The sequence below is a fragment of the Paenibacillus sinopodophylli genome (assembly GCF_005930355.1).
Classification (GTDB): Bacteria; Bacillota; Bacilli; order Paenibacillales; family Paenibacillaceae; genus Pristimantibacillus; species Pristimantibacillus sinopodophylli.
The window spans coordinates 230,874-244,481 of sequence record NZ_VDBO01000001.1 but is presented as its reverse complement, the minus strand read 5'-3'; the positions used below and the strand labels follow the sequence as shown (position 1 = coordinate 244,481).

The window sequence follows — 13,608 nt, the reverse complement described above, 5'->3', positions numbered from 1 at the left end:
TTATTTTAAATAAAAATAAAACGACCACTTCCGTTCGTCCCTCGTCCACAATAATAAACGATCATTCGATTAAAATCAACTATTGTTTCAGATAGATTCGTGAATCCTTCTGAAACATTGGTACTTTTGACTTTTTACATTAAGCTTTTAAAGCATCCCAGGTCATTTGAATTAATTCATCCAAACTCGACTGTTTCAATTCTATTCGACCTCCGAAATATTCCTTCACATATTGCATGGACGGATTAAACATAAACATATGGAGCAGCCCGGTGTCCACCTGTTTAAACACATTTTGGTTCTTGCCTTTTTCAAGCAAGTTAAAAATAGGTTCAAACAAATCTATTCCTTCTTTTCGAGATAACTTATGAAGAAGAGGCGAGTTTGAGAATTGCTCAATAAATAGAAATTCATCTTTATTGGACAATATAAAGTTTAAGTACTTTTTCAAGGCATGCTCAAAAGCCGATTGTATGGAGATAGAATCATCATAATTGTGAAACACGGCCAGACTCATCTTTGTTTTGACACTCAAATACAATTTATTCAGCATATCCTCCTTGTTTTCAAAATAAACGTAAATCGTTGATGCAGATACACCTGCTTTTTTGGCGATCTTGGACATCGAGGTTTCCGACAAACCATGCTCATTTATGAGCTGGATTGATGCATTAAAAATACTTTCACTTTTATTTTCGTCTTTATGTCTCATACGGCAACAATAAATGATCGTTCGTTTAATGTCAACTTTGTATGGAGCCTTCATTCCACGTCAATACCCTAATAGCGCTCTTCCCCAGATTAGCTAAAACATATTGTGCTATAATAATGCCCGTTAGTATGAAATCGATTAACGGGCGGGGATACTTTTGAAATTGGAACGATTAGTCTCGATGATTTATAAGCTGCTTAACCACGAAGTTTTGTCTGCCTCCGTACTAGCTGAAGAGTTCCAAGTTTCTCAACGAACCATCTATCGGGATATTGATGTTCTATGTGCAGCGGGCTTCCCTGTCATATCCCATCAGGGACATAAAGGCGGCTATGGCATTATGGATGGGTATAAAATGGATAAATCCCTACTCGGTTCTTACGATGTCGATTCCCTTATCACTGTGCTAAGCAGCCTCTCCAGCGTGTTCAAAGACTCGCGTGCACAGGGAACCATTGAACGACTACAAACAATCGGACCCGAACATCAGACCACAAATCTCTCTGTGAACTTGGAAACACACCGGACGGATCCGGACGCCCTTCATCAACTACGCACGGCCATTACGAAGTGTTTGATCGTCCGCTTTGATTATATCAATACAAATAATGAACGTACGACCCGCGACGTGGAACCCATGTGGCTTCACTTCAAATATGGCAATTGGTACGTTTATGGATACTGCCGAACAAGACATGATTATCGGGAGTTTCGACTATCACGAATAATGAATTTACTGTTAACACAGGGAAAATTCCAGCCTCATCAAGTCGCTCCGAAAGAAGCTGGATGTTCAGAAGAAGAATGGCAGAATCAACTCATTGACGTAGTCATCCGAGTGAGGCCGACAGCTTTGGCAGAAGTAATGGATCAATTTCATCAATCTGAAAAGCAATTTCATGGCGATGGCAGCATGACCATACGAATTCCTGTGTATAAGCCGTTAGAAGCACGCTGGTTATGGTCCATTCTTCTAAGCTTCGGCAGTGGCGCTGAAGTGCTTGAGCCCATTGCACTGCGTACAATTTTAATAGATCAGCTGCAAAATACACTTAGACTCTATGAAGAAGTATGACAGACTGTTGTCATACTTCTTTTATTATGATTACAACAGAAACAACATCAACTATATGAAAACCAAAGGAGACAATACAAATGTCAAAGCATCCACTGCAAATGTTTGAATATCACACATGGGCTAACCAAACGATTCTAGGGAGAATTAAAGAACTCCCGTCCCCCGTTCTGAGTCAAGACGTGAACAGCTCGTTTCCTACCATCGCACATGCGTTTAGTCATCTCTATGCGGTTGATAAAATGTGGTATCTCGTATTAACAGGTACTAGTATGCCAGATGCGCTGCAAGCAACCCGACCACTAAATGAGACGATTCTTCACACTGTGACGGAATACGACCAGAACTTTGATCAATTAGTGGAACAATACAGAGCATGGTTCAGAAACAGCGACTTTAATCTGGAGCAAACGATTCTACTTAACAATCCATATGCTGGCATTCGTCAAACTAGCTATGCGGAAATTGTACTGCATCTCGTCAATCACGGTACGTATCATAGGGGCAATGTTTCTACCATGCTGCGTCAGTTAGGTCACGCATCCATCATGAACGATTATTGCCTTTACTGGTATCAAAAGTAAACAATAAAAGCAGCCCAGTCCTCTTGAGATGACTGGGCTTTATCGCTAAGATGAGGTATATGCCGATTAGTGGTTCTTCTGGATTAGAATTGTTATCGCGCTGCCAAGAAAGGAGACTGTAATTCAATTATGGAAACTGAAAATCTACTGACAGTAAAAACGAGTGAGGATTTGAGAGCTTGGCTGCAGAGAAATTGTACATCTGAAAAAGCTTGTTGGGTCATCGTTAGTATGACGCCAACCCCTGACAAATTGCTATATTTGGACGCGGTCGAACAATCTTTGTGTTTTGGATGGATTGATGGAGTCAAAAAGAAAATATCCGAAACGGAGCTCGCCCAAAGACTGTCTCCCAGAAGCAAAAAAAGTTCGTGGACTGAATTAAACAAAGAACGTGTCCGACGCCTCGAAAAGTTAGGTTTAATGACTGATGCTGGAAGACATGTGCTCCCTGATATGGACATCCATTCGTTTACAATAGACGAGGTTATTGAGCTAAGGCTCAAACAGGAAAGCGAAGTATATGAGCATTTTTTGGCATTCCCTGCTCTTTATCAACGAGTTAGAATCGACACGATACAAAGCAATAAAAGTCAGCCGCAACTATTTCAGAGCAGATTGGACAAATTTATAATAAACACGAAAGACAATAAAATATACGGTCAATGGCATGATAATGGTCGTCTACTCGATTATTGAAATGCGCTACGCGCATTTATTTTGTAGAAGATCCGAAATCAGTAATTTTAAATGTAATATCGAATGTAACGGGAACCTGGCTGAAAACTTCATCCCAATTGCCCTTAACCTCTTTCCATTTATGAGGATACTTAATGGAGAGATGTTTCCCGAACCCAGCTACATCCACCTTATATTTCGTCTGCATTTTCCACATCAGATTATCAATCATTTTTTTCAATCGTTCTTCAAAAACCTTCTCTGCTCTTTCTAAATAGGCCATTTCCGATGGGTTTTCTTCGGGGTCCCAATTCTCAATTAATCTCCCGGTTGATTCAATAGCAACGTGAAAGGACAGAGCATCACCTTTTAATTTTACAGTCGTTTTACTCTTCATGGATTTAATTTCATAAGAAATCGTCTCATTTCTCCAATCATAGCTTTTAATGACACCACCTTGACCCGTACCTTTAACCCAAGATACACTTTCTACATTTTCTTGATTGAGATCGCCAATCCACTTGCCTTTATCCCCCTTAATAATACCGGCACCTGCGAATTCGATTTGACCATTTGAAGTTACGATATTTTGCAGCAAGAAGCTTTGCTTGGAATGAATCAATCCATCCAATTGAGTTAGATTAACCTCCTGCAAGACCTTATTTGTTCTATAACTATTTTGAATTAAAGAGTTAATCCTAAAAGATGGAACCTCTTCTGGTTGGTCGCTAAGAAACGTATCATAAGCTCTACCTTTACTGAAGAACACTCTGCAGCTGGGACGTATATCATTATCACGAAGCACAAAGTCCATTAATTGATCCATATTTTGCTGCTGTGCTAATTTCGTTGATACAACAATAACTTTAAGATGATGTCCAATGACTGGACGATCACGACGTGTGGAGTATTGGCGCATAATTTCAAATACAGAATCTCCCGTTAATCTCAAATTTGAATACTTCAACACCTGCTTTTCTTTTGATTTCTCTTGACGCTCGAACGATTTAATCGGAACGATTTGTACGGTAGCTGTAACCAGGTCTCTTTTATAATACTTTGCTCCTTGACTCTCTAGATCCCGTTCCATTGCAGTCCGTTCACCTACATCTAGAGCTAAGCCTGCATATACACTTAAATCTTCAATTTCTTTACTGCTCCAGCATCCCTGTATGACAACAAGCGAGGACAAGAGACCGATAATAAGCACGTATTTATGTCTATACATTCTGCTTTAAAACCTTCTTTCTAAATATGAAAATGAACGAAAGCAAAACTGGCACGAGAAAAAATAGTGCTATTCCCATCTTTCCAATCGAATCTCCTAGCTTGAAAACTTCATTTATTCGCTCTGGTAGCAGTGTCGTAATAAAAATAGCGGGTATTAATCCAAAAATCACTGTTTGAATTTTAAAGCCAAATACCTGAGATATACCTAGTGATGCATTAAAATAAAAGCTGGTGAAGTTGCAAAACAATTGCATCATCCAGATGACCAGAAACGGGAATTCGAAACGTTCAAAAATTAACCCTGTAATTTCAAAGCTTCGTAGAAGATCAATTGTCGGCCATGTGCTATTCAAAACCGAATCTACAGACATGCCTCCTATAACAACGATTACGGTCATGAGATATAGTACAAAAGGGATGCCTATACCAGTAAAAGTAGCTTTCACTGCCTTCTCAGGATGCTGCATGTGTGCAACAAGATTCATGATGACTTCAAATCCTGTAAAAATAAGCACAGTCGACTTCAATCCTTTGAATACCGGCACTAAGCCTTCACTTAAGACAGGTCGTAAATTATCAATTTCAAATATTCGAATACTGAGGAAATAAGAAAGTACCAGAATAAAGATACTGATCGGGAAAATAATCTGGAACACTCTTGCAATCGAATTAATTCCTCCTGAGCTAATATAGGCGCCTACCCAAATAAAGGGAATGACAATGGCCCAAATCGGAGTTCCTTCCAGCAGATAATACATCGTAACCTCTGCAAATACTCTTACCTCAAAACCAGCAATCACGATGAAATAAATAATCAAGCACACACTTAACATGCCTCCAGGTACAGTGCCCACGATTCGCTTAGCATATTGATACACCGTATGATTAGGAAACTGCTGGCTTAATTTCACCATAACAAGCGCAACGAGTATGACGATAAAACCACCTACGATAACAGATAACCAAACATCAGGCGTTTGTGCGGCTTCGATTACACTTCGGGGTAAGGTTAAGATACCAGCCCCAAGTACTGAATCTGTTATAAAAATCGATGTTTGTGTGGTGGTGATTTTATCATCTGTACGTATAAACATGGTTGTCCCTCCAATCGCTGCAGCTATGACATTCGTTTCTTATCCTGTGTCTTCATCATTTTCGGTCGCTTTTTCATTAAGGGTAGTGGGGCACGTATAAACAAATCCTTCCAATCACTGAAGCGAAAAGGTGAGATCGGTGTAACATATGGAACACCAAAGCTTTTCAGCTTGCTTAAATGGCCGCATAATATCAAAAAAAATAAAATGGTCCCAAACATCCCTAGCACTGAAGCACATAACATGCCGCCGAATCGTAGAATTCGCAATGTAATTCCAGCGCTATATACAGGTATGGAGAACGAAGAAATAGCCGTTACAGCAACTACGATTACCAAAAAGGGACTTACAATACCTGCCTGAACAGCAGCCTCGCCGATGATCAAACCGCCAACGATACCCATTGCGGGTCCAATCGGCTTGGGTAACCGAATACCCGCTTCACGTAATATTTCGATTGATATTTCTAGAATCAATACTTCTATCAAGGAAGGAAAGGGTACACCTTGCCTTGTTTCTATAATCGTGACCGCCAGCTCTGTCGGAATTAAACCGGGATGAAAGGAAATAAAGGATATGTATAATGCTGGTGCCATCAGTGCTAAGAATGCTGCAAAAAAACGAAGCAAACGCAAAAAAGTACCAGGAAGCCAGCGGTCATAATAATCCTCAGGTGATTGCAGCAGCATACTGAACGTTACTGGAACAATTAGAGCAAACGGAGTGCCATCCAACAAAATGGCTATCCTCCCTTCTAATAAACCGCTAATGACGCGATCGGGACGCTCCGTATTATGAGCCTGCTGAAACGGGCTAAGGTAATCATCCTCTATGAGTTGTTCAATATAACCAGATTCAGCAATGAAATCCATATGGATGGTTTCAATACGATCTCTTACTTCCTGTAGCAAGTCTGGATTAACAATATCCTTTATGTATGCAATAACCAATTTTCTTTTTATTCGAGCCCCTACCTCATAACTATTGATTTCCAAGCTTTCATTGCAGCCTTGTCTGCGCAGCATCGATGTATTCTCGCTCAATACTTCCGTGAAACCGATACGAGGGCCGCGAAGCAATGCTTCAGAGCTGGGTTCGTTAATCTCCCTGTTCTTCATACTGGACGAGTGTATGAGCAGTGCACTGGGCATACCTTCAATAAGCAAGGCTGTACACCCCATCAGAATGGATTGATTTAGATCATGAAGTTCCTTAGCTTCATAAGCCTCACATACAGGCAGTACCTTATCTAGAAGATACGTAGATAACCCCAGTGGACTTATGTCTGTTAGATTTGCCCCCGTATCTGACATTAAAATTCTCATCATACAACCGTTGATTTGCTCGCCATTCTGCAGTCCATCTATAAAAATGAGCACTGCACGAGCACGAAGCTTAGTTGCTTCAAATTCACGAAAATGAACATCACTATTACTACCTATGACTTGTTTGATTGCATTCAAATTGTCTTCATAATCTACCGTCAAATTTGAATGATCTGCCTGTTGTTTTCCATCATTTTCTCTCTGAGCTGGAGTCCCTTTATTTATAACTAACGATCGTAGAAATTTGTTCACATAATAAATACCTATGGCGATAAACATACTTAGGAAAGCCTGTGTGAACATTTTCCAATCGGGTAACTTAGATAGTATTGCAGCCCACAAGGTAATCATTCCTTTCCAAAATACCTTTCATTTAACTTGTCCCTTTAATTTCATTTAATCCACCATTTTTTATAAAACACAAAAAACCTCCTTAGATTAAAGTCATCTAAGTGAGGCTGGCGCTCATTCCAAATATAATATTGCAATCCATGCTGATCCTAAACATAGCGTATGAATATTGACTGCTCATTAAATCCATCAAATACTGAAAAACTCCGCTGCAGTTGCCGTTGTGGCCTGAGCTACCACTTCTTCTGGCTTCCCGATACACCGAGCAACTGCTTGAAGAATATGTGGCAGAAATGCAGGTTCATTCCGACCTTCAGCCGGCTTCTCCTTCAAATCCCTTGGCGTCAAGAAGGGAGCATCAGTCTCAATCATGAGCCGGTCGAGCGGAATCATTCGTACAAGCTCCCTCAGATGCTTGCCTCTTCGTTCGTCACAAATCCAGCCTGTAATACCGATATGGAACCCCATTTCCAGATACACTTTAAGCTCTGATTGTGTCCCAGTAAAACAGTGGACAACCGCTTTTTTGACCTCATGCTTTTTGAGAATTGCCGTGAAATCGACAAATGCTTCCCGTTCATGCAGAAACAAAGGCATATTCAAATCTAACGCTAACTGGACTTGTTCGGTGAACCATTTGCGCTGCACGTCACGCGGTGAGAAATCCCGATTATAGTCCAGACCACATTCTCCGATTGCAACAACCTGCGGCATTGCTGCTAACTCTCTTAGCTGGGCTATTGTATCATCGTTACAGCTCTTTGCATCGTGGGGATGGACTCCCGCCGTACTATATAGCTTCCCCGAATAACGTGCTGCTTCCATGCTGTTTCTGAGACTCGTTCCTGTAACGACAAGTGGAAAAACATTGTTTGCGACTGCCCTTTGGACAATCTGATCCCGATCATGCTGGAACGAACGATGCATCAAATTAACACCGATATCAATGATTGTATGACTCATGTATGTAATCCTCCTATTCCTCTGGGCTCCATATCGAGCAGCATTCCGGTGGAACATAATCAGCCAGCCAAACCTCATTGCCCGCATAATAAAAAGTGATCCCTAACTGCTTCGCTCGTAATGTATCTACCTTCAAAATGACCAGTTCTCCCCTCCTGCTTCCAGCCAAAGTAGCAAAATGGGTGCCTTCCGACAAATGTACATACTGTCTACTCATCGGACTTAGCCCTTCCTTCAGAATCGATGGGAGAGCCTTTTTATTCGTTCCATGATACAAAACAGCTGGCTGTTCACCAGGTACATAGGTAATTTTATCGTGGCTGTGCCCATATCTTGCTCTTATGCGCCCACTCTTCAGCTCGAACCGTTGCTTCTCTGAATTCCGGATGACCTGCTCTATATCTTTCTGCTGAACCCAAGACCATCTAGGTTGACCTTGAATAACTTCGAGCAAAGAATTCATCGTACATGAACCATCTTCTGGACTGAGGACAAGTCCAAACTCATCTGGTGTATGTCGTAGCAGCTTGGTCATCCATTTACTCAAGCTGCTTTCCATGGATTGATTTAACATCACTTTCACTTCGCTTCCTAATCTCACTCGCATCTACTTCACTTGTTTGCATTATAACCCATTTGAACCTTCTGGGCTGGTACTATTTGATTAAAATCAAACGTTACTAGCGGAACCTCGGCATATACCTCTCGTCTCACCAAACCGTCTTCTTCAAGCTCACGCAATTGCCTTAACAATGTTCGATGAGTAATATGTTAAGCACTTTATTCCGTTCATTGAATCTCTTTACCTCATCTATCGATAACTGATATAAAATAACAATTCCCCATCTTCCACCGATCAGATTTACTGCTTCTTCTACCGGTCAGATTAACTTATATCAATGCCATTCACATTTGTTCAGGTTTAAAGGAAGAAATGATTTGCGCAATATCGTGTGGACTTTCCTGCCCATTCGATTCCAACCATTGGTTAATAACACCCATAGAGCCGTGAACCATAAAAGTATAAGAATAGTCCATTTCGGATGGGTCCTTTTGGTCTGGATCATCTCCCCTTCTATGCAAATAATCTTTATAAACCTCAAGCAACACTTCTGTTAAAAAGTTATTTTCTCCCCTCTTCGAAATCATAATCCGATAGATCTGTTTCTTCTCCTGAATAATGTTTAATAGCTTGATTAACGATCCATCTGCTGTACATGGACTCTGATCCTTATGTAACGTCTCCAATATTTCTTGATTAACTTCCTTCTGCAACACTTCATATAAGTCATACGGATCCTTGTAGTGCAAATAGAAGGTTCCGCGGTTAATATCTGCTTGTTTGCATATTTCGGTAACTGTAACTTGAAGCAAATTTCTCGTTTCTAACAATGAAAGAAAGCTCTTCTTGATGAGGTCTGTCGTATACTTAGTTCTTCGATTGTTCTTTACGCCGACCATACGGACCTCCTCTATTTCCATCTTTCTAAACTAATGCAAGTCGATATGTTGCATTCATAACATTAGCTCCTAGATTGATTATTGTGTTTCTAGATATGAATAAATTATACTTTCACTGTGATATTAGATCAACAGGTGTTCATATTCTGGAGCGTAAATGATATTGTCAACTAACAGGAACAAACCCAGTGATTTCGTTATTGGTGCGGGGCTGTAGGGCTCTCTATCGGATACCACCTCAGTTTGTCTGGTACTGACATGACCTTCTTTGTGCGGGCAAACCATCCCAGTCATCATCATAACGCTTGATGGATATGCCAGCTGAGCGATCGAAAGTATAAACATGTTGCGCAAATTCGGCGAAGAGGTACGAGCTTCTGAAGCAATCGTCATTATGTGCGGTGCCGGCATTGGCCTTCGCTAGCATTATCTAGAGATGGTCATGGCTGAAAGACGAATTTGGTCAGGTGTCACGTTAGCACGACTTTTAAAAGAAAAGGCGAATTATAGTTTGTCTGCACCATCGATTAGTGCTTTGATGACAAGTAATCCGAAACAAATGAAAGCTGCTACTCTGGATGCTTTGTGTACCGCATTAGAGTGCACACCTAATGATTTGTGGGTACATACATCCAAAGCGAATGGAGCTTATACATGACCATAAGAGATGTGCTCCCGTTCGGAGACCCGCTTCTGAGAAAAAAGGCTAGACCCGTCGAGGGAATAAATTCACGTATTGTGAAGCTCCTAGATGATATGATTGAAACACTCTATTCACAGAATGGTGCTGGCTTAGCAGCTCCTCAAATTGCGGTACTCAGAAGAGTCATTGTTATGGATTGTGGGGAAGGATTAATTGAATTAATTAATCCTGAAATTGTCGAATCAACTGGGGAACAGCTTGGACTAGAAGCTTGTTTATCCTATCCTGGCTTTGCAGGAGAAGTAAAGCGAGCACAAACGGTAACAGTCCAAGCCTTAGACAGAACGGGAGAACCCTTTATACTAAAAGGCGAAGGATTTGTAGCGCGCTGTATTCAGCATGAGATCGATCATTTGAATGGCATACTTTTTGTTGATCATGTACAAGCTGGTTTTTTATACCGCGAGGATACTCGCCAAGAAGTGAATGTATTTGATGTAAGAAGATCAACGTACGGTCAATGACAGGGTTGACTTGACCTCATTCTGCACGCCATCATACTCGCTGATCTTCATTCTAATTTTACTTAAAGTTATTATTCACGCGCGTACCGATGCTTCGGGATCTTCAGACCAAGATGGCCTCTCAGCGTATCGCTCTCGTAATCGAGACGGAACAAATTGCGCTTTTGGAGCACTGGCACCAGCAGTTCTGTCACATCGGACAAAGTACCTGGTACTTCGCTATGCAATATAAATCCATCCGCTGCGCCTGTTTCAAACCATTCCTGCATGAGATCCGCGACTTCATCCGGTGTTCCGAAAAAAGTCGGCTTAGGCTCGGCATATGCCAGCACAGTCTGTCGCAGGGTCAATCCCCTCTCGCGCGCCTCACGCTTGATGCGATCCGTAAAGCTTTGGAAACTCTTGTGACCAAGTGTTCCTACATCTGGAAAAGGCTCGTCCAATGGATAAACAGTGAAATCGTGAAAATCAAAAAACTGGGCGAAATACCGAAGCGACTGTTCGAATGATATGAACGAAGCCGTCTTGGCATACTTCTCCTCGGCTTCCTCTCTCGTTCGACCAATAACGATATTGGCGCTCGGCATAATGATCAAATCCCCAGGGTCACGTCCTGCTTCTCCGACCTTTTGCTTCAGTTCTTTATAATAGCGCCTCGCTTCCTCCAAATCGGTAATGCCAGTCATAACCGCATCAGAGTGAATCGCAGAGAAATCCTGCCCGTCCCTTGAAGAGCCTGCTTGAAAAATAACTGGGTGTCCCTGACGGGATCGAGCCATATTCAGCGGCCCTCTTACAGCGTAAAATTCACCACGGTGATCCAGCGTATGCAGCTTGCTCGGATCAAAAAAGGTACCGCTCGTTTTGTCACGAACAAATGCATCATCTTCCCAAGAATCCCATAGGCCGCGAGCTACAGATAAGTATTCGTTAGCCATTCGATACCGCGTATCATGCTGAGGGTGATCATCCTCTGATTTGCCGAAGTTGAGCGCAGCCGCTTGTATGCCGGTCGTCACCACATTCCAACCTGCTCGCCCGCCGCTAATATGGTCTATTGACGCAAGCTGCCTTGCACTTGTATAGGGATCACTGTATGTCGTGGATAATGTGCCCACCAAACCAATCCGCGAGGTAGCGTAACCTAGCGCCGACAACAAAGTTAATGGTTCCAAATGATTCGCATAGTGCGGAGTTGCTTTTCCATTTATATATAGAACGTCAGGAATAAAAACAAGATCCAGCTTCCCTCTCTCCGCGATTAGCGCCTCTTCACGATAGAAATCGAACGCAATGCTCGCATCCGGTCGAACATCGGGATGACGCCATGCGCTTACACTTGATCCAACACCGTGTATCATCGCACCTAGTTTGATTTGTCTGTGGTTTGCCGTCATGGCGAACACCAACCTTTCACTTCATATTATTTAATGCTGAGTAGTACACTTGCCGGATAAACGATCAATTTGCAGAGATCCGAGTAGAAGCTAACTCGTTGCCTGTTTCAAAGCGGCTTAAAAACTGCCTTACTCGCTCGTTGCGGCTTTCACCAAAAATATAATTCGGATTCCCATCATCAGAAATGACTCCTTTTTCCATAAAGATGACACGATCCCCGACCTCTCTGGCAAATTTCATCTCATGTGTCGCCACGACTAGCGTCATGCCTTCACGGGTCAGCTCCTTCATGACGAGCAGCACCTCTCCTACCAATTCGGGATCGAGCGCTGACGTCGGCTCATCGAACAATAAGATGGCAGGCTCCATTGCAAGAGCGCGTGCAATGCCGACCCGCTGCTGTTGTCCTCCTGATAGCTGCGCGGGAAAACGATCTATGAACTCGCCTAAACCGACCTTTTCCAGCAGTGCTTTACCGCGCTTTGTGGCATCAATCCGATTCCATCGTTTAACAACGACTAGTCCTTCGATTACGTTTTCCAGCGCTGTACGATGGGGGAACAAATGATGGCTTTGAAACACCATGCCCGTTTTTTGCCGGTAACTGATCAGTTCACGAATCCGCTTATTCTCGCCTTCCCCGAATGTCATTCGCAATCCGTCCAGCTCGATCGTACCGGCTTCAGGAATTTCCAGCAAGTTCAGACAATTGAGCAGAGTTGATTTCCCTGATCCGGAAGGACCGATTACGATCGTTGTCTGTCCCTTGGCGACATGCAAGTCGATGCCTCTGAGCACCTCCGTCTGTCCGAAGCTTTTATGAAGCTCTGAGATCTTTAACATGAGCGCCTCCTCCTTCTCCTTCCATTTAACTAAAGAGAATATCTTCCGAATTTGTTCTCCAGTCGATGCTGCAGTACCGTGAGTACAGAGCAGATTGCCAGATAGTATCCGGCAGCCACAATATAGAGCAGCATCGGCTCGAACGTAGACGCAGCAATTTGCTTGGCTACGCCAAACAAATCCGGCAAGGTAACGAGTGCAGCAAGTGATGATGTCTTGAACAAGCTGATAAACTGGCTGCCGAGCGGCGGGATACTGATCCGTGCCGCTTGTGGCAGAATAACTCGCCTTAGCACTTGGAAGGGTGACATCCCAAGAGAATATCCTGCTTTCCATTGCCCCTGTGGCAGCGACTTAATCGTCGATCGCATAATTTCGGAGCAATAGGCAGCTTCAGATACGGTAAGAGCAATGACGACCGTGGGAAAGGCAGGAAGCACGATACCTAAACTCGGCAATCCATAGAAGATAATGAATAACTGAACGAGTATCGGCGTTCCACGTACAATCCACACATAAAACCGTGAAGGCAATCGCAAATAGGGTTGATGAGACAAGCCCGCTAATGCGATCAGTAAGGCAAAAATCAACGAGAGTCCAAACGAAATTATGGACAGTGGTATCGTATATTTAAGCATTCCCTGCAGCAGCGGCCACAGCGAGTGGAGGAAAATTTCCCACAATCTTTCCGCGCGCTCCTGACTCATGTCGTTGCTCCTTTCTCCAT

16 protein-coding genes are annotated in these 13,608 nt (G+C 42.6%); 5 read left to right on the top strand and 11 right to left on the bottom strand.

Going from position 1 to position 13,608, the window contains the following annotated elements:
- Positions 1–139 precede the first annotated feature (139 nt).
- Positions 140–553, bottom strand: coding sequence for a TetR family transcriptional regulator C-terminal domain-containing protein (locus tag FGT79_RS00885; protein ID WP_246096290.1), 414 nt, complete (start codon positions 551–553; stop codon positions 140–142).
- Between the two features lie 316 nt (positions 554–869).
- Here FGT79_RS00885 and FGT79_RS00880 point away from each other — a divergent pair, with 316 nt between their 5' ends.
- From FGT79_RS00880 to FGT79_RS00870, 3 genes are all read left to right on the top strand, one after another.
- Positions 870–1,787 carry a helix-turn-helix transcriptional regulator gene (locus FGT79_RS00880; RefSeq protein ID WP_138750912.1) on the top strand — a complete coding sequence of 306 codons (918 nt, stop codon included), beginning with the start codon at positions 870–872 and terminating at the stop codon, positions 1,785–1,787.
- Between the two features lie 80 nt (positions 1,788–1,867).
- Entirely contained in the window at positions 1,868–2,371 is a 504-nt protein-coding gene (locus FGT79_RS00875; protein ID WP_138750911.1) for a DinB family protein, read from the top strand.
- Between the two features lie 129 nt (positions 2,372–2,500).
- Entirely contained in the window at positions 2,501–3,070 is a 570-nt protein-coding gene (locus FGT79_RS00870; RefSeq protein ID WP_138750910.1) for a YdeI/OmpD-associated family protein, read from the top strand.
- 16 nt (positions 3,071–3,086) lie between these two features.
- On the opposite strand, the gene FGT79_RS00865 is transcribed toward FGT79_RS00870, so the two are convergent.
- The 7 genes from FGT79_RS00865 to FGT79_RS00835 form a co-directional block, all read right to left on the bottom strand.
- On the bottom strand, positions 3,087–4,277 hold the full coding sequence (locus FGT79_RS00865) for a Ger(x)C family spore germination protein (protein ID WP_138750909.1): 1,191 nt from the start codon (positions 4,275–4,277) through the stop codon (positions 3,087–3,089).
- Positions 4,270–5,373, bottom strand: a complete 1,104-nt coding sequence (locus tag FGT79_RS00860; protein ID WP_138750908.1) for a GerAB/ArcD/ProY family transporter — start codon at positions 5,371–5,373, stop codon at positions 4,270–4,272. Before FGT79_RS00860 ends, FGT79_RS00865 begins: the two co-directional genes overlap by 8 nt.
- A gap of 23 nt (positions 5,374–5,396) precedes the next feature.
- Positions 5,397–7,040 carry a spore germination protein gene (locus FGT79_RS00855; protein ID WP_138750907.1) on the bottom strand — a complete coding sequence of 548 codons (1,644 nt, stop codon included), beginning with the start codon at positions 7,038–7,040 and terminating at the stop codon, positions 5,397–5,399.
- A gap of 198 nt (positions 7,041–7,238) precedes the next feature.
- Complete coding sequence (locus FGT79_RS00850) at positions 7,239–8,012, bottom strand: TatD family hydrolase (RefSeq protein WP_138750906.1); 774 nt, start codon at positions 8,010–8,012, stop codon at positions 7,239–7,241.
- A gap of 13 nt (positions 8,013–8,025) precedes the next feature.
- Positions 8,026–8,586 carry an RNA 2'-phosphotransferase gene (locus tag FGT79_RS00845; protein ID WP_138752871.1) on the bottom strand — a complete coding sequence of 187 codons (561 nt, stop codon included), beginning with the start codon at positions 8,584–8,586 and terminating at the stop codon, positions 8,026–8,028.
- A 38-nt stretch (positions 8,587–8,624) separates the two neighbouring features.
- A complete protein-coding gene (locus tag FGT79_RS32455) occupies positions 8,625–8,753 on the bottom strand; it encodes a hypothetical protein (RefSeq protein WP_246096065.1) in 129 nt (42 codons plus the stop codon).
- A gap of 165 nt (positions 8,754–8,918) precedes the next feature.
- Positions 8,919–9,473: a TetR/AcrR family transcriptional regulator gene (locus FGT79_RS00835; RefSeq protein WP_171056030.1), complete on the bottom strand. Its 555-nt coding sequence runs from the start codon at positions 9,471–9,473 to the stop codon at positions 8,919–8,921.
- Between the two features lie 436 nt (positions 9,474–9,909).
- On the opposite strand from FGT79_RS00835, the gene FGT79_RS00830 reads away from it, so the two are divergent.
- Both FGT79_RS00830 and def read left to right on the top strand, forming a co-directional pair.
- Complete coding sequence (locus FGT79_RS00830; RefSeq protein WP_138750904.1) at positions 9,910–10,131, top strand: helix-turn-helix domain-containing protein; 222 nt, start codon at positions 9,910–9,912, stop codon at positions 10,129–10,131.
- Complete coding sequence (gene def / locus FGT79_RS00825; protein WP_138750903.1) at positions 10,128–10,640, top strand: peptide deformylase; 513 nt, start codon at positions 10,128–10,130, stop codon at positions 10,638–10,640. Before FGT79_RS00830 ends, def begins: the two co-directional genes overlap by 4 nt.
- Positions 10,641–10,711: 71 nt before the next feature.
- Here def and FGT79_RS00820 read toward each other — a convergent pair whose 3' ends face one another.
- From FGT79_RS00820 to FGT79_RS00810, 3 genes are all read right to left on the bottom strand, one after another.
- The gene (locus FGT79_RS00820) at positions 10,712–12,037 is read right to left on the bottom strand and encodes an LLM class flavin-dependent oxidoreductase (protein WP_138750902.1); all 1,326 of its coding nucleotides are present in this window, start codon (positions 12,035–12,037) and stop codon (positions 10,712–10,714) included.
- 64 nt (positions 12,038–12,101) lie between these two features.
- Positions 12,102–12,881 carry an amino acid ABC transporter ATP-binding protein gene (locus FGT79_RS00815; protein WP_138750901.1) on the bottom strand — a complete coding sequence of 260 codons (780 nt, stop codon included), beginning with the start codon at positions 12,879–12,881 and terminating at the stop codon, positions 12,102–12,104.
- Between the two features lie 29 nt (positions 12,882–12,910).
- Positions 12,911–13,588, bottom strand: a complete 678-nt coding sequence (locus FGT79_RS00810) for an amino acid ABC transporter permease (protein ID WP_138750900.1) — start codon at positions 13,586–13,588, stop codon at positions 12,911–12,913.
- Positions 13,589–13,608: the final 20 nt, after the last annotated feature.

Bases quoted from the DNA above. Each gene is read 5' to 3' on its own strand.
- FGT79_RS00850 (WP_138750906.1), bottom strand. From the start codon at position 8,012: ATGAGTCATACAATCATTGATATCGGTGTTAATTTGATGCATCGTTCG.
- def (WP_138750903.1), top strand. From the start codon at position 10,128: ATGACCATAAGAGATGTGCTCCCGTTCGGAGACCCGCTTCTGAGAAAA.
- FGT79_RS00870 (WP_138750910.1), top strand. From the start codon at position 2,501: ATGGAAACTGAAAATCTACTGACAGTAAAAACGAGTGAGGATTTGAGA.
- FGT79_RS00875 (WP_138750911.1), top strand. From the start codon at position 1,868: ATGTCAAAGCATCCACTGCAAATGTTTGAATATCACACATGGGCTAAC.
- FGT79_RS00835 (WP_171056030.1), bottom strand. From the start codon at position 9,473: ATGGTCGGCGTAAAGAACAATCGAAGAACTAAGTATACGACAGACCTC.
- FGT79_RS00860 (WP_138750908.1), bottom strand. From the start codon at position 5,373: ATGTTTATACGTACAGATGATAAAATCACCACCACACAAACATCGATT.
- FGT79_RS00845 (WP_138752871.1), bottom strand. From the start codon at position 8,586: ATGTTAAATCAATCCATGGAAAGCAGCTTGAGTAAATGGATGACCAAG.
- FGT79_RS00815 (WP_138750901.1), bottom strand. From the start codon at position 12,881: ATGTTAAAGATCTCAGAGCTTCATAAAAGCTTCGGACAGACGGAGGTG.
- FGT79_RS00820 (WP_138750902.1), bottom strand. From the start codon at position 12,037: ATGACGGCAAACCACAGACAAATCAAACTAGGTGCGATGATACACGGT.
- FGT79_RS00865 (WP_138750909.1), bottom strand. From the start codon at position 4,277: ATGTATAGACATAAATACGTGCTTATTATCGGTCTCTTGTCCTCGCTT.
- FGT79_RS00810 (WP_138750900.1), bottom strand. From the start codon at position 13,588: ATGAGTCAGGAGCGCGCGGAAAGATTGTGGGAAATTTTCCTCCACTCG.
- FGT79_RS00830 (WP_138750904.1), top strand. From the start codon at position 9,910: ATGGTCATGGCTGAAAGACGAATTTGGTCAGGTGTCACGTTAGCACGA.
- FGT79_RS00885 (WP_246096290.1), bottom strand. From the start codon at position 553: ATGCTGAATAAATTGTATTTGAGTGTCAAAACAAAGATGAGTCTGGCC.